General features: G+C 68.3%; 3 protein-coding genes. All 3 read right to left on the reverse strand.

The window, feature by feature from the left end:
- Window positions 1-96 precede the first annotated feature (96 nt).
- The 3 genes from rpoH to ACTT2I_RS16045 all read right to left on the reverse strand — a co-directional run bounded on the left by rpoH (window position 97) and on the right by ACTT2I_RS16045 (window position 17,432).
- Entirely contained in the window at window positions 97-972 is an 876-nt protein-coding gene (rpoH, locus tag ACTT2I_RS16035) for an RNA polymerase sigma factor RpoH (protein ID WP_019183519.1), read from the reverse strand.
- Window positions 973-1,420: 448 nt separating this feature from the next.
- Window positions 1,421-5,101 (reverse strand): hypothetical protein, encoded by a 3,681-nt coding sequence (locus ACTT2I_RS16040; RefSeq protein WP_421098872.1) that lies wholly within the window; start codon window positions 5,099-5,101, stop codon window positions 1,421-1,423.
- Between the two features lies 1 nt (window position 5,102).
- Window positions 5,103-17,432, reverse strand: coding sequence for an Ig-like domain-containing protein (locus ACTT2I_RS16045; protein WP_421098871.1), 12,330 nt, complete (start codon window positions 17,430-17,432; stop codon window positions 5,103-5,105).
- Between the last annotated feature and the right edge of the window lie 64 nt (window positions 17,433-17,496).

Consider the following 17,496-nt stretch of genomic DNA (forward strand, 5'->3'; position numbering starts at 1 on the left):
CGAAGCGGGTCCCATCAAAGCGCTGGCGTCAGCGTCAGAAAGCAGAAAGGCCCGGCATCAGCCGGGCCTTTGTGCGTGACCGCGCCAGTCACTGCATCACGCAGTAAACAGCGCCTTCATCTTCTTCAGGGCGTTCGCCTCGACCTGGCGGATGCGCTCGGCGGACACGCCGTACTCATCGGCCAGCTCCTGCAGCGTCACCTTGCTGTCCGCGTCCAGCCAGCGACGGCGGATGATGTCGCGCGAACGCGCATCCAGCTCGGCCATGCCTTCGCGCAGCAACTGCAGCTGATTATCTTCGCTGTCCATCCGCTCGTACGCCATCGAAGGATCTTCTTCGTTGGCGCGCAGGTAGGCAGCCGGCGACGGCGGCGCATGATCGTCATCGTCATCGCTGGAGAGATCGAAACCGATATCGCGACCGGACAGGCGCGACTCCATCTCGAGCACTTCGCGCTCGGACACGTTCAAGTCCTTGGCCACCGCGCTGACTTCGGCCGCGTTCATCCAGCCCAGGCGGGTCTTGGACTTTCGCAGGTTGAAGAACAGCTTGCGCTGCGCCTTGGTCGTGGCGACCTTGACGATGCGCCAGTTCTTGAGGATGAACTCGTGCATTTCCGCACGGATCCAATGCACCGCGAACGACACCAGGCGAACGCCCATGTCCGGGTCGAAACGCTTCACCGCCTTCATCAGGCCGATGTTGCCTTCCTGGATCAGGTCGCCCAGCGCCAGGCCGTAGCCGTTGTAGCCACGGGCGACGTGCACCACGAAACGCAGGTGGGAATGGACCAGCTCGCGCGCGGCGTCCAGATCCAGCTCGTCGCGGAAGCGGCGGGCCAGATCCTGCTCGTCATCGACCGACAGCACCGGGATCTGGTGCACGGCACCGATGTAGGCGTCCAGCGAACCGAGCGCACTGGGAATCGGGAGATTGTTTGCCACAAGGGCAGTAGAGGTGTTCTGGCTCATAGCACTCATCTTAGCAGTCCCGGAATTGGACTGCTAAAGGGGAAAGAAGTTCCAGCGTTCTGTTCATGGGACGCTGGCACCGAAGACATCCCTAACGTACCGCGAAATGATGACAGTGGCGAGAGGCAGGAAATAGGAGATTTAATCCAATTAAATCAATTTGATAGAGGGATGAATTGGGCGGGCGCGCGTGTTTTCTGACTGAACAGGCCGGCGGGAAGCGCCCATTCAGCCCGGAAAGGTTGTCGGCAGTTCAGCCAGGCATGGCCTGGCTCTACCCGAAATCGCCCTTTTGCCCGGTCGTGCGATGGCGCCGCACCCGATCGCCCCACCGACGCCGACCGCCAACACCGCCATCGCCGGTAGTGCCACGCCATGCGTGGCAGGCCCAAACCGACCGAAGCCGCGCACCCACGGCCATGCGTGGCCGGCCCAACCCCACCGAAGCCTAGTAGTACCCCGCCATGTTCAGGAAGAACCCCTTCTGGTCGTACTTCAGCTCGGTCATGTCATCGCTGAACTCGGTGAAGTTGTAGCCCACCCCGACCTTGAAGTTCTCCCCGACCCGGCGGTCCACGCCCACCAGCCAACCCTTGCGCACGCCACCCTCGTGCACCTTCAACCAACGGTGCTCGGCCAGGCCTTCCCACTGTGCGAACAGGCGGTAGCGCAGCTGCAGCGCGGCGAAGTCGGCACGGCTGTCCAGCCACGCGCCCTCTCCCCGGCCCGTGCGGTAGTCGCCCCACCGCGAGGCCAGCTTGCCAGCCACTTCCCAGCGCGCGCCCAGCTGGCGGATGCCTTCAAGCGAGAGGATCTGAGAGCGCTGGTCGTACAGGTTGCCGCCCTCCTGCCCGAGCGAGGCCACATCGTAGAGATAGGTGAACTTGCCGAAGCCGGCCCAGCGGGTATTGTCGTGCGGGCGCCAGGCGAAGCCCATGTTGGTCTCCACCAGCTTGGCGTCGGCCAGGCGGTCGATGCGGTCTTCGGTATCGGCGTAGTTGGCGCGCAACGCGAAGCGCCAGTCTTCGTTGAGCTTGTACAGCAGGCGGTTGGTGGTCACCCACTGCTCGCGCTGTTCGGCGCCGCTGTCGCGGCGGTACTCCAGCTTGCTGTTCCACTGCGCCACCGCATCGGTGCGCCCGCCGCTCACGCTGTAGGCACGGCGGTCGACACGGCCCACGGTGGAATCCAGCTCACCGTCCATGATCGTAAAGCCCAGGTTCCAGCCCTGTGCGGGATTGAAATCCATACCGAAGGTATGCACGATGCCGGCGCTGTCCTGGCGACGGTCCTTCAGATACTGGCTCTCGTTGTAGACGTTGACCTGGTTGCTCAGCCGCCAGCGCTGGCCCAGCGTCCACCCGCTCTGCAGCCCGGTATCGAACAACGGATCGGTGCCGGTGCGGTCGGTGCTGTAGCTGTAACTGCCGTACAGACTGTGGTCCGGTGCCATGCGGTACTCGCCATCGACCTTGGCGCCGTGGCCGCGGCTGCCACCGCTGACTTCCGCACCGACACTGCTGCGGTCGCCGAACAGATACCGCGCGCCGAGGGTCAGCAGGTCATTCTTCTCGTAGGCACCGCCGTCATCGTCCAGCGTGACCTGGCCGGTGCCGTACACCTCCCACGAGGCCCCGAAGCGCTGGCGGTAACCGATCGCGGCCAGCAGTGCGTCCACGCTCTGCAGTTGCTGTTCTTCGCGCACGCGGCGGAGTTCGCCGGTCAGCTGGCCGTCGTTGCCCAGCCGCCACTCGGCGGTCAGCTGGCTCTGCTCCAACGCCAGGTCGCCCTGCTCGGTGCGGGTGTGGCGGCCGTACAGACTGAAATCATCGGTGAGGTAGCCCAGGAACTCGGCACCGTATTCCTGGATCGGCAGACCGGTGTCCTGGCGCGCGACCGAGAAGCCGGCATCGACATCGCGCCACCATGCGCCCAGGCTCCAATCCTGCGTGGTCCAGCCCAGCTCGCGCAGGTTGGCCCGCGCTTCCACGGCACTGGCGGTGCCCGAGCGCCGGCCTTCGTACGGGTTGCGGCGGATGAAGCTCAGGCCGCCGTTGTCCGAATAGAACACCGGGGCGGCGGTCGCATCGGTACGGGTCTGTTCCATCTTCAGATAGGTGCCGCGCCCGGCCTGCAGGGTGAGATCGGCGCCCTTCAGACTGTAGTTCTCGCCGCTGCGGTTCTCGTCGATCCAGGTACCGCCGATCGCCACGTGGTCGCCAATCCACTGCCGGCCACGCGCCCCGTAGGTCACGTCGTCGCTGCTGAAGCCGAGCGGCACGTATTCGTAGTCCACCAGCAGCAGCTGGTCGTAGCCATCGAGCGGCATGTCGCGGGTGATGCTGCGCACGTTCTCGCGGGTCAGCTGCGCCAGTGGCCGGGTCAGGATCAGCCGCCCCTGCAGATTGTCGATCTCGTAGTCCACGCCTTCCTGCAGGGTGGCGCGCGTTTCGGTGCGGCCGGTGGTACGGTCGCGCACTTCCAGCACCACCTGCTCCGAGCCGGGCAGCACATCGGTGTGGCGCAGGTAGTACAGGCTGCCGCCGGTGCCGAGGAATTCACTGTGGCCCGGCGCGGACTGCGCCTCCGAGCCGAACACCTTCAGCTGGGAGCGTGCTTCACCCAGCGGCGTGGCCTCCATCGAACGCCAGTTCAACGCGCCACCGTACAGCGAGCGAACGTACTGGCCGTACTCGGTGCCGGTGATGCCGGTGGCGTAGTTGCCCCACACGGCCTGGCTCTGGTCCCAGTCCACGCGCAGGTACAACCGCCCCTGCGTATCCACATCACGGTAGGTGGTGGAGTCATCGCCGTACACCGGGTAATACAGGTCCGGATCCAGGCGGCGGAACACGTCCTGTGCGTCGGCCTGGGTGAAATCGCGGAACAGATACTTCAACTCGCGGTCCTGGGTATCGGCCTGTGCGGTCACCAGGTATTTGCCGCGCAGCTTGCCCTTCAGATAGAACGCCAGCCGGCCTTCGCTGAGGAAGCTGTCGTTGTCGCGATCATCGGCGGCCAGGGGCTGCAGGTTGCCGCTGGCACTGTTCTTGGAGACGGTGACATCGGCGATGGCGACCACGAAGAGGTAGCGGCCGGTGACATCCACATCCAGCTGCCGCTGGGCCGATGGCGCATCGTGTGATTCCACACTGACGTCGTAACGGTGCTCACCGACCGGCTCCAGGAACTCGGCCGCGAACTTCTGCTCCAGATCGACCGGGAAGTCCTGGCCGTTGATGCGCACGCGGCTGTTGGGCTCCAGGTTGCGGCCGTACAGGCGCACGCGCGAGCCATGGATGGGAATATTCTGCAGGCGGAGCATGCTCTGCCCGTAGATGCTGTTGCTCAGTTGCAGGTCCTGCGCGCTGTCGCCATCGAGTGCCTGGCCGAGCGTCTTCTGCACGTTCTCGCGGGTGATCTGCAGGCCACGGTCGAAATCGGCCGGGGTGACCAGCTGGATGCGCTGGAGGCGCGTTTCATCGAAGGCGCCACCGGCGCCGTACGCACGCGCGACGTAGATCAGCTCATCGCCGGTGCGCAGCTTGATCTGCGGCGGCAACTCACCGCTCCATTCGGCATCGCCGACGTAATCGGCCGGCAGCTCGATGCGGGCCAACGGCGTGACCAGATCGGTATCGGTACCGCGATACAGCGTCACCTCCAGTTTCTGGATGAAGGAAGCGTAGTTGTTGTAGCTGTGGAAACGCAGCGGGCGGATCACCCGGCCGTTCTCGAATGGCACGGTGGCCGCGGCCTGCACGCTCAGGCTGGGCGGCACCATGGTCGGGTCTTCGGTCGCCCAGACCACGCCGCCGTTGGGCAGCTCGGCCATGAACTGCCCGCCGCGCGAAGCGACATCGGGCGTGACTGCCGGCGCGAGCGGCACGACGTTGGCGGCAGGAAGATCGGTGCGGCCGGGCAGCGGCAGCTCCGGTTCGCTGTCATCGCGGATGCGCAGCAGCAGCCCGTCATCATTGCGGCAGCTGTCGGCCTCGCAGCGTATTGGTGCGGGGGACGGCGCCGGTGTGACCGGCTGGGCAGCGGCCGGCAGGGCCAGCAGCAGCGCGCTGGCCAGACCGAGGCTGAGGCGGCGGGAGATCGGGCTCGGAATCAGGGTCATGTCCATGTCAGCGCCCCTCCCCGGTGGTGCGACCGGGACTGGCAGGCTCGGGGGGATCGCCCAGGCGCACGTGGTGCAGCACGCGGCCGTCGGCGCCCAGCACGTCCACCGTGGTTGCCGTGGCGATCGTGGCCGGCAACTGCGGTCCCAGCGCCTCACGCAGCGCCTGCGCACGTTGCAGTGCGAGCGCCTCGTGACCGGGAGCGGCAGTGAGTTGCAGGCGCCCGCCACCGCGTGCCACCAACGCCTGGGCGGCGGTGGCGATCACCGGCGCGCGGTCGGCATCCAGCCGCGCCGTGCCAGGGGCGAACAGTGCATCGCCCAGTTCGATCCGCGCCGGGCGCGATGCCGCAGCGACGGTCGGCGCGGACGGGCGCGATGCGCTCGTGCTCAATGCACCGTCGGGCATCCGGACACCGAAGTCAAAGCGCACCGGCAGCCCCGGGGTGATGCGGCGAACCAGCGGGTTGGGCGTGGTGAAGCGCGCGCCGGCAGGCAGCGTGGACGGGTCCACCTTGAGGATGAAGTTGCGCCCGCGCGCCTCGCCACCGGGGATGCCGACCAGGTGGTAGCGGCCGAAGGCATCGGTTTCCATCAGCAGGCCTTCCACCGCCGCGATGCGCACGCCGGGGATACCGCGCTCTCCCTCCTCCTGGATGCCATTGCCGTTGCGGTCGTCGAACACGCTGCCCACGATCAGGCTCTCATCGAGCAGCGGATCGGTGGTGATCTCCACCTCGGCCGAGGCGACGTTGCCGATCGTGCGGTTCTCGCCGTCGATGGCGGTGATGCGGTTGGTGTGCACACCGGTGCCGGTGCCCGCACCGACGCGCAGGTAGTACACCACCGTCGCCCGCTCACCGGCGGCCACATCGATGCCGTCGATGCGCAGCGGCTGTACCCCGCTGGTACGCGCATCGTTGTCGGCATCGATCACCGCAAAGCCACCGCGCACGAAGGTGAAGCCCGGCGGCAGCGTATCGAGCAGGGTGGCGCCGTTGGCATCCACTTCGCCAACGTTGTCGATGGTTACGGTGTAACGCACCAGGTCACCGATCTGCGCGCTGCGCTTGCCGGCCACCTTGGTCAGGCGCAGGACGGCCTGCTGGCCAGCGACGGTCACCGCCACGTTGGCCTCGGCACACAGTGGCGTCGGGATGGACACATCGCAGACCCGGTAACGGAAGCTGTCGGTGCCGGCGAAGTTGGCCGCCGGTGTGTACGTGCAGGTCCCGTTGGCGCACTGCACGGTGCCATGGGTGGGGGCCACGGCGACCTGCAGCGAGGCAGGATCCAGCGGCGCGGTGCGGGCACTGTCGTTGGCCAGCACGTCGATCACCAGCGGCGCCGAGGTGTCCGCCGTGACCGTGTCATCGACCAGGGTCAACACGTTCGGATCGACCACGACCGTGACCGTGGCGCTGGCGCACATCGCCGGATCGGCGACGTCGCAGACCTGGTAGTCGAAGCGCTGCTCGCCGGAGAAATTGGCCAGCGCGGCGAAGCGGATGCGGGCCCGCGGCAGCACCGTGGCCGTGCCGTACGGCGGCGGCGCGGTGATGGTCACCGTGACCGTATCCGGATCGATCGGGGTGCCATTGACGCGGTCGTTGCCGAGCACGTCGATCTCGATCACGCCGTCCTGCGGCATCTCCACCCGATCATCTTCGGCATCCACGCCCGGCTCGCCGGCGATGACGGTGACGCTCACGGTGCCGGTGTCGCAGACCGTGGGCTGGTTGAGCAGGCAGACCGTGTAGGAGGTGCTGTAGCTGCCCGGCGCCAGCCCGGCGGCGACGTCCACCCAGCCATCGGCGCTGAAGCTCAGTGCGTTGGTGGCGACCGGCGCGAAGCTCACCTGGCTCGGGTCCAGCGGCGCCGTGTTGAAGGTGTCGTTGGTGAACACATTGAGCAGCCGCGCGCGGCCAGCCGGACCGACCGGGCCGCCGCTGTCATCCACGGCCAGCAGCGCACCCACCGGCCCCTGCACACGCACCGTGGCGATCGCGGTGGTGCAGTTGGTCGGCACGCCGTCCTCGCACAGCTGGTAGGCCAGCTGCACCTGGCCGGGCTGCACGCCGGCGGCGACCATGATCTGCCCTTGGTTGTTCATCGTGTACCCGGGCGTGCTGCCGGTCAGGCTGGCCACCACGCTGCCCACCGGGGGTGGCGAGACGTTGTTGAAGCTGTCGTTCTCCAGCACCGAGCGGGCGATGGTGCCGCCCACGGCCGGATCCACCGGGGTGCCGGTGAAATCGTCGTTGACCGCCAGCACCACGTTGACCGAGCCGGCCAGCGTGAGCGTGACGCTTGCCGTACCGCATTGCGTGCCATACGGCGCAGGCAGGCACACCTGGTAGGTGAAGGTGACCGGCCCGGCGGTACCCGAGGGAGCGGTGTAGGTGAAGCTGCCATCCGCATTGAACACCAGGCCCGGCAGCGTGCCACTGGTCAGGGTGTAGAGCGCACCGGCTGCGGCATTGTCATTGAGGCCGACGTTCCCTGTAAGCGGCAGACCGGCAGGCACGCTGAAGCTGTCGTTCTGCGGTGCCGGGGTGATCACCACGGTCACGGTCGCGGTGGCGCAGTTGGCCGGCGCCGCCGCCTCACAGATCTGGTAGGTGATCGGCGTGGCGCCGGATGCCGTGCCCGCGCCGACGTTGATGATGCCGTCGGCGTTGATCGTGACCCCGGCAGGTGCGCCGACCAGGCTCAGGATCACATCGGCCGGCGCTGGCGGGCTGACCCCGTTGAGGCGGTCATTGGCCAGCACGCTGGTGGATGAGCTTGCACCCGGCAGGACATTGGTGAGCACGTCATCGCCGGCGACCAGGGTGCCATTGCTGATGTTGAGGGTGACCGTCGCCGTGCCGCAGGTGGTGGCGTACGGCGCGGGCAGGCAGGCTTGGTAGGTGAAGCTGACCGGGCTGGGGGTGCCCGCCGGCGGCGTGTAGGTGAAGCCACCATTGCTGGCTAGGGACAGACCCGCCGGCACGGGACCCTGCACGGTGTACAGCGCACCGGCGGGCATCGCGTCGTTGCTGGCCACGCTATTGCTCAGGCTCTGCCCCACCTGCACCGAGAAGGCGTCGTTCTGCGGGGCCGGACTGACCACCACCGTGACGCTGGCGGTATCGCAGTTGCCCGGCGCGGCCGCCTCGCAGATCTGGTAGGTGATCGTGGTGACCCCGGAGGTCGTGCCACTGGCCACCGTGATCGTGCCGGCCGGCGTGATGCTGAAACCGGCCGGTGCGCCGACCAGACTCAGCAGTACATCCGCCGCCGCCGGCGGCGATACGCCGTTGAGGCTGTCGTTGGCCAGCACGCTGCCACTGGAGGTGGTGCCCGGCGCGACCCCGGTGAGCGTGTCATCGCCGGCCACCAGCAGACCGTTGTTGATGTTGATGGTCAGGATCGCGCGGCCGCACAGGCTGCTGTCCGGTGCGGGCAGGCACACCTGGTAGGCAACGCTGACCGGCCCTGTCACACCGGTCGCCGGGGTATAGGTGAAGGTGCCGTCGGGGTTGAAGGTCAACCCCGTTGGCGCGGTGCCCTGCAGGGTGAACACCGCACCCGTCGGCGTGTTGTCATTGGCCGCGACGGTGTTGGCCAGGGTCTGCCCGGCCTGCACCGCAAAGGCATCGTTCTGCGGAGCCGGCGTGACCACCACGGTGACGCTGGCGGTATCGCAGTTGGACGGCGCGGCCGCTTCGCAGATCTGGTAGGTGATCGTGGTCGGGCCGGACCCCACGCCACTGCCGACGCTGATCGTGCCGTCGGGATTGAGAGTGAAGCCACCCGGTGCACCGACCAGACTCAGCACCACATCGCCCGGCGCAGGCGGCGAGACACCATTGAGGCTGTCATTGGCCAGCACACTGCCGCCCGAGGTTGCCCCGGGCAGCACGCCGGTCAGGCTGTCATCGCCCGCGCTCAGCGAACCGTTGTTGATGTTGAGGGTGACCGTGGCGGTACCACACAGGCTGCCGTTCGGCGGGGGCAGGCACGCGCGGTAGATGAAGGTCACCGGGCTGGAGGTACCGACCGGCGGCGTGTAGATGAAGCTGCCATCGGCGTTGAAGGCCAGACCCACCGGGGGCGTGCCCTGGATCGCCCAGGTAGCGCCCGCCGGCAGGCCGTCGTTGGTTGCCACGCTGTTGCTCAACGTCTGACCTGCCTGCACCGAGAAGGCATCGTTCTGCGGTGTGGGGGTGACGATGACCGTCACCGTGGCTGTCGCGCAGTTGCCCGGCGCGGCGGCTTCGCAGATCTGGTAGGTGAGCGTGGTCGAGCCTGCCGTCGTGCCGGTGGCAACGCTGATCGTACCGTTGGGCGTGATCGCAAAGCCGGCCGGGGCACCGACCAGGCTCAGCACCACGCTCGCCGACGCCGGCGGTGAAACACCATTGAGACTGTCGTTGGCCAGCACACTCGCCGCCGAAGTGGTGCCCGGAACCACGCCACTGAGGGTGTCGTTGCCGGCAAGCAGCGTGCCGTTGGCGATGTTGAGGGTGACGTTGGCGGTGGCACACAGCGACGTCGGGGCGGGCAGGCAAGCCTGGTAGGTGAAGATGACCGGGCTCGGCGTGCCGGTCGCCGGTGCGTAGGTGAACGATCCGTCCGGATTGAATACCAGGCCGGCCGGCAGCGGGCTCTGCACCGCGAAGATGGCGCCGGCCGGCATGCTGTCATTGCCGGCCACGCTGTTGCTCAGGGTCTGCCCGGCCTGCACGGTGAAGGCATCGTCCTGCGGGGTGGGGGTCACAACGACAGTGACAGTGGCGGTGTCGCAGTTGCCCGGCGCCGCTGCCTCGCAGATCTGGTAGGTCAACGTGGTGCTGCCCGATACCACGCCGGTCGCCACGGTGATGGTGCCTGCCGGGGTGATGGCAAAGCCGGCCGGTGCGCCCACCAGGCTCAGCTGCACGTCGCCCGGTGCGGGCGGGCTGACCGCGTTGAGGGTGTCGTTGGCCAGCACGCTGGCGCTGGAGGTACCGCCGGCAACGACCCCGCTGAGGGTATCGTCGGCGGCGACCAGGGTGCCGGTGTTGACGTTGAGCGTGACCGTCGCGGTGTTGCACAGCGCGGCATTCGGCGCGGGCAGGCAGGCTTGGTAGCTGAAGGTCACCGGGCCGGTGGTGCCGAGCGGCGGCGTATAGGTGAACGTGCCGTCGGCATTGAACGCCAGGCCGGCGGGCGCGGCGCCCTGCAGCGTCCACGTGGCGCCGGTGGGCAGGTTGTCGTTGGCGCCGACATTGCCGTTGCTGATCGTGCCGCCGACCTGCACCGCGTAGGCATCGTCCTGCGGGGCAGGCGCGATCACCAGCGACACCGTAGCGGTATCGCAGTTCGACGGCGCAGCGGTTTCGCAGATCTGGTAGGTCAGCGTGGCCGGACCGGAGGTGACCGTCACCGGCACGGTGATCGTGCCGTCGGCGGCGATGCTGTAACCGGCAGGTGCACCGACCAGGCTCAACTGCACGTTGCCCGGTGCGGGCGGGCTCACCGTGTTGAGCGCATCGTTGGCCAGCACGCTGGGCGTGGCTGCACCCGGGGCGATGCCGACGAAGCTGTCATCGCCGGCCACCAGTGTGCCGAGATTGACGTTCACGGTGGCCGTGGCGAGACCGCACACGCCACCATTGGGCGCGGGCAGGCAGGCCTGGTAAGTAAAGGTAACCGCGCCGGAGGTGCCTACCGGCGGGGTATAGGCAAAGCTGCCGTCGCTGTTGAACACCAGCCCGTTCGGCGGCGTGCCCTGCACGGCCCAGCTCGACCCGGGCGGCATGCTGTCATTGGTGGCAACACTGCCGTTGGCGATGCTGCTGCCCGCCTGCACGGCGAAGGCATCGTTCTGCGGCATCGGTGCGACCACGAAGCGGATCGCGGCGGTATCGCAGTTGGTCGGCGACGCCGCTTCGCACAGCTGGTAAGTCAGTGTCGTGGCCCCCGCGGTCACGCCGGCCGGCACCTGCACGGTGCCATCGTTGTTGATCACGAAGCCGGCCGGTGCACCGACCAGCAGCAGCTGTACCGCAGCGGCCGCCGGTGGACTCACGCCATTGAGCGAATCATTGGCCAGCACGCTCGGCGTCGCCGAGCCACCGCTGATCGGCGCGGCGAAGATATCGTCGGTGGCAACCACCGCATTGACCGCGATGTCCAGGGTTGCGGTCGCCGTGCCGCAGATGGCGGCATCCGGTGCCGGGAGACAGGCCTGATAACTGAAAGTGACCGGGCCGAGCGTGCCCGCCGGCGGGGTGTAGGTAAAGCTGCCGTTGCTGTTGAACACCAGGCCCTGCGGCGGCACGGCCACGCTCCAGCTGGACCCCGCCGGCATGTTGTCGTTGCCCGACACGGTGCCGCTGTTGGGTTGACCGGCCTGCACGGTGATCGTGTCGTCCACCGGCACCGGACGCACCACCAGCGCGATGGTGGCCGTGGCGCAGTTGTTCGCGGCGGCCGTTTCGCAGATCTGGTAATTCAGCGTGTTCGCCCCGGTCGGCGCGTTGCCCGCGATCGCCACCGTGCCATCGGGATTGATCGTGAAGCCGCTCGGCGCGCCCACCAGGCTCAAGGTGACACGGGCCGCGGGTGCCGGACTGACACCGTTGAGCGCATCGTTGTCCAACACGCTGGGCGTGGCAGCACCCGGTGCGATTACGCCGAAGCTGTCGTTGCCCGCGATCAGCGCGCCGTTGTTGATGTTGAGCGTGACCGCAGCGGTGCCGCAGAGGGCCGCGTTCGGGGCAGGCAAACAGGCCTGGTAGACAAAGCTGGTCGGGCTGGTGGTCCCAGCCGGCGGCGCATAGGTGAAGCTGCCATCGGCATTGAAGCTCACCCCGCCCGGCAGCGCGCCTGGCACGCTGTAGAGCGAGCCGATCGGCATGCTGTCGTTGCCGGACACGTTGCCGCTGATGGTCTGTCCCGCCTGCACCGCGAACGCATCGTTGACCGGTGCGGGCGCGACCACCAGGGTGACGCTGGCGGTATCACAGTTGGACGAGGCGGCCGCTTCGCAGAGCTGGTAGGTGAGCGTGGTGGGACCGGCCGCGGTACCGGTGGCCACGGTGATGGTGCCGTCGGCGGCGATGCTGAAGCCGGTCGGTGCGCCGACCAGTGACAGCAGCACGTCCGTCGCCACCGGCGTGCTGCCGTTGAGGGTGTCGTTGTCGAGCACGCTCGGTGACGGCACGCCCGGGGCGATCGGTGCCGCGACGCTGTCATCGACGGCGACCAGCGTGCCGCTGTTGACGTTCAGTGTCGCAGTGGCAGTCGCGCATACGCTGGCATCCGGTGCCGGCAGACAGACCTGGTAGGTGAAGCTCACCACGCCACTGAAGCCCTGCGGCGGTGCATAGGTGACGCTGCCGTCGGTACCGAGCACCAGGCCCGCTGGCGGCGCGCCGACGACCGTGAACAGCGCACCGGCCGGCGCGTTGTCGTTGGTGGCCACCGAACCGGTCACGCCCTGCCCCGCCGGCGTGGACAATGCATCGTCCACCGCCACCGGTGCGACCACCAGGCGGGCCGTGGCGGTCACGCAGTTGCCCGGCGCCGCCGCTTCGCACAGTTGGTAGGTCACGTTCTTGACCCCGGCCGGCGTTCCCGGTGCGACGGTGACCGCCCCTTCGGCGGTGATGGCCAGCCCGGCCGGCGCGGCCTGCAGCGACAACAGCACGTCGGCCATCGCAGGCGGCGTGGTGCCGTTGAGCGAGTCATTGGCCAGCACCGAGGTGGTGGCACCACCACTCACCGGGTTGATCGGCGCAGCACTGAAATCATCCGGGTTGGCGGCGAGCGTGCCGTTGCTGACGGTGATGAAGACGCGCGCGGTCGCGCACAGGGCGGCGTTCGGTGCAGGCAGGCAGACCTGGTAGGTGAAGTCGACCGGGCTGGCGGTGCCGACCGGCGGCGCGTAGGTGAAGCTGCCGTTGCCACTGAACACCAGGCCGGTCGGCACGGTGCCGATGACCGTGAACAGCGCCCCCGGCGGCACGTTGTCGTTGCTGTCGACGGTGCCGTTGAGCGTCTGTCCGGCTGGCGTGGAGAAGGTATCGTCGGTCGCCGAAGGCGAGACCACCAGGCGGATCGTGGCACTGGCGCAGTTGTTCGGCAGCACGGCCTCGCAGACCTGGTAGGTCAGCACCGTGGCGCCACCGACGGCGTTGCCCGGCACCGTCAGCAGGCCGTCGGCGTCGAGCGCGTAGCCCGCCGGGGCACCGACCAGGCTGAGCAGCACACTGCCCGCTGGCGGTGGCGTGGTGCCATCGAGCGCATCATTGGCCAGCACGCTGGTGGCCGTTGTGCTGCCCGGCGCCAGCGGCACGGCGCTGAAGTCATCGTCCCGCGCCAGCAGGGTGCCGGCATTGACGTTGATGGTGGCCGTGGCGGGACTGCACTGGGCACCGTCCGGCGCCGGCAGGCACACCTGGTAGGTGAACGTCACCGGCCCGATGAAGCCGCTGGGCGGGGTGTACTGGAAGCTGCCATCCGGGCCGAACTGCAGCCCGGCCGGCGTCGCCGTGGTCAGGCTGAACACCGCACCGGCCGGCGCGTTGTCGTTGCTGCCGACATTGCCAGCCAGCAGCTGCCCGGCCGGGGTGGAGAACACATCGGCCAGCGCCGAGGGCGCCACCAGCAACCGGATCTGCGCGGAGTCACAGTTGCCCGGCAATGCGGCTTCGCATAGCTGGTAAGTCAGCGTGACCACACCGGCAAGCACGCCGCTGCTGATCGTCACGGTGCCATCGCTGAGCAGCGTATACCCGGCTGGTGCGCCGACCAGGGTCGGCAGCACGTCCGCCGAGGCAGGCGGCGCTATGCCGTTGAGGCTGTCGTTGGTCAGTACCGAGGCGGTGCTGCCGCCGAGATCGGGAGTGATCGGCGTGCCGCGGAAGTCGTCGTCATTGGCGATCAGCGTGCCGGCGTTGACATTGATGGTGCCCGTCGCGCCCGCGCACACCGCACCGTCCGGCGCGGGCAGGCAGGCCTGGTAGGCGAATGTCACCGCGCCCTGGGTACCGGCCGGCGGCGCATAGGTGAAACCACCGTTCGGATTGAACACCAGTCCGGCCGGTGCGGTGCCGCTGAGGCTGAAGGTGGCGTTCGCCGGCACGTTGTCGTTGCCGGCCACGGTGCCGGTCAGCGCCACGCCCACGGGCGTGCTGAAGGTGTCGTTGACCGCCACCGGGGCCAGCAGCAGGCGCACTGCCGCGTTGGTGCAGTTGCTTGGCAGCGCTGCTTCGCACAGTTGGTAGGCGAGGTTGACCGCCCCGGCCGCTGCGCCACCCGGCACGGAGATCGTGCCGTTGCTGTTGAGCACATACCCGGCCGGCGCGCCGACCAGGCTCAGGATCACCTGCGCCGGTGCCGGCGGAACCGCACCGTTGATGGTGTCATTGGCCAGCACGCTGTTGGTGGTGCCGCCGGTGGCGGGATTGATGAGTGCACTGCGGAAATCATCGTCGTTGGCGACCAGCGTGCCCGCGTTGACGTTGAGGGTGACCGTGGCGGTATCGCACACGCCCGCCAGTGGCGCGGCCAGGCACGCCAGGTAGGTGAAGGTGGTGGTGCCGGTGTACTGCGCCGGCGGGGTATAGGTGAAGCTGCCATCGGTGTTGAACAGCAGCCCCGGCGGCGTCGTGCCGCTGACGGCGAAGGTGGTGCCGGTGGCGGTGTTGTCGTTCACCGCGACGTTGCCGCTGATCGGCGTCGCGACCTGCGTGGTGTACGCATCCGCCACCGCATCCGGCGCGATCACCACGGCGATGCTGGCGGTGGCGCAGTTGCTGGTTCCCGCCTGGCACAGCTGGTAGGTCAGGCTGGCCGGCCCGGCCGGGGCCCCGGCGGGCACCTGCAGTTGGCCGTTGCTGTCCAGCGTGTAGCCGGCCGGCGGTGCATTGATCAGCGACAGCGTGGCCTGTGCCGGCAGGATGGCGCTGCCGTTGAGGGTGTCATTGCCGAGCACGCTGGCGGTAAGTCCGCCGGCACTGGTCAGCGGCGCGGCAGTGAAGTCATCGTTGTTGGCGGCGATGGCGGCGGCGGCGACGTTGATCGTCACTGTGGCGGTATCGCACACGTTGCCGTTCGGCGCTGGCAGGCACACCTGGTAGCGGAAGCTGTCCGGACCGGTGAAGGCCGCCTGGGCGGTGTAGCTGAAGCTGCCATCGGCGGCGAGCGTGACGCTGCCATGCGCGGCTACCCCCAGCACGCTGAACTGCGCGCCGGCCGGGACGTTGTCGTTGGCTGCCACGGTGCCGGCCAACGCGATGCCCGCGGTGGCCGGGAACGTGTCATCGACCGCATCAGGGGCGACCACCAGCTGCACGTCGGCGGTGGCGCAGTTGGTCGGCGCAGCCTGTTCGCAGAGCTGGTAGCTGAAGCTCACCGCGCCGGCCGCCGCATCGGCCGGAACGGACACCTGCCCCGCCGCGTTGACGGTGTAGTTGGCCGGGGCACCGGTAAGCGCCAGCGTGACCGAGGCGGGCAACACCGCCGCGCCGTTGAGGGTGTCATTGCCGAGCAGGCTGACCGTGGTGGTGGTGCCTGGCTGCAGCGGTGCGGCGAACACGTCGTTGACCGCGGCGATCTGGTTGGCCTGCACGTTCACGCTGACCGTGGCGGTATCGCACGCCGTCGCGTTCGGCGCCGGCAGGCAGACCTGGTAGGTGAACGAATCCGGCCCGGTGGCGGCGCCCGTGGGCGTATACGTGAAGGTGCCATCGGCATTGACCACTGCAGTGCCGCGGGTAGGCGGGGCGCCCAGCGTGTAGGTCGACCCGCTGGCGATGTTGTCGTTGCCGGCCAGGCTGCCGGTGGCCGGTTGCCCGCCGCCAGGTGTGGTGACCGTGTCATTGACCGCGTCGGGGCGGACGATCAGGTTCGCGGTTGCCGTGGCGCAGTTGGCCGGCATCACGATTTCGCAGAAGCGGTAGGTCAGTGCCAGCGGGCCGGCGGCCGCCGTGGCGGGCACCTGGATCGTGCCATTGGCATTGATCCCGAATCCGGCCGGGGCGCCGATCAGGCCCAGCGCGACCTGCGCCTGGGGCACGGCGCCGCCATTGAAGGTGTCATTGCCGAGCACGCTCGGCGTCAGCCCGCCGGTGCCAGGCGGGAGCGCCGTGGTGAAGGTGTCATCGGCCGCCACCAGCGCGTTCGCATTGACCACGATCGCGGCGGTCGCGGTGGCGCAGACCGTGCCGTTCGGCGCCGGCAGACAGACCTGGTACTGGAACGAGGTCGCCGCGGCGATGCCACCGGCGGGTGCATAGACGAAGCTGCCATCGGCGCTGAGGGTGAGCCCGGCCGGCGGCGTGCCGATGGCGCTGAACGTTGCGCCGGTGGGGGCGTTGTCGTTGCTGGCTACATTGCCACTCAACGATGCCGCGCCACCGGTAGCGTTGAAGCTATCGTTCACGGCGGTCGGGCTGATGATCAGACTGGCCGTAGCGGTGGCGCAGTTGGTCGGCGAGGCGTTTTCGCAGATCTGATAGGTCAATGCGGTGGCACCGGCGGCGGCACCGGCAGGAACCGCGATCACACCCGCACTGTTGATGGTGAAGCCGGCCGGTGCACCCTGCAGCGCGATGATCAGAGTGGCGCCGTTCACCGGCGCGCCGTTGAGCGTGTCGTTGCCGAGCACCGTGGGCGTGTTGCCCCCGGTGGTCGAGGACACTGCCGTGGCGAACGTATCGTTGTTGGCGACCAGTGCGTTGGCCTGGACCGGCACGGCCGGTGTGGTGGCGCTGTTGTCGCCCGGGGTCGGATCGGTGGTGCCGGTGGGCAGCACCAGCGACACAGTGTTGGCCGGCACCGTGGCCGGGGTGCTGGTGGGTGCCGTGCCGTTGACCAGCAGCACCACGCTGTCGCCGACCCCGACGTTGACCTGCACGTTGATGGCATTGCCACTGCCATTGGCCTGCGCGCACGACGAGGCGGCCGTGGTGGCCTGGCAGGTCCAGCTGACGTTGGTGAGCAGCGGGGACACGGTATCGACCACGCTCACCGCCGAGGCAGCGGACGGGCCTGCGTTGTTGACCTGGATGCGGTATTGGACGGTACCGCCGGCGGCGACCGGCGTTGTGCTGAGCAGGGTCTTGGTGACGCTCAGCTGAGCCTGCAGGGCCAGTGCGTTGCTGTCGCTGGCGCTGTTGTTGCCCAGCGCAGGATCAGCGACATCGGTCGGCGCGGTGACGGTGGCGGTGTTGCTGAGCGGGTTGGGATAGCTCTGCGCCAGCAGCAGCGGCGGCGGCAGCAGCAACGCCAGCAGGGCCAACGTGCACGCGATGCGTGCCGAGGCGGTCCCTGCCCTGCTGTGTTTGCCGGTTGCTGCCATGCGCTCATCCTCGAAGCCAGTGGTCCTGTGCATCCCCGGCGCGGGTCGCCCCGCGCTATCCGCG

Source organism: Stenotrophomonas sp. PUT21 (assembly GCF_052232875.1).
GTDB classification, from domain to species: domain Bacteria; phylum Pseudomonadota; class Gammaproteobacteria; order Xanthomonadales; family Xanthomonadaceae; genus Stenotrophomonas; species Stenotrophomonas maltophilia_N.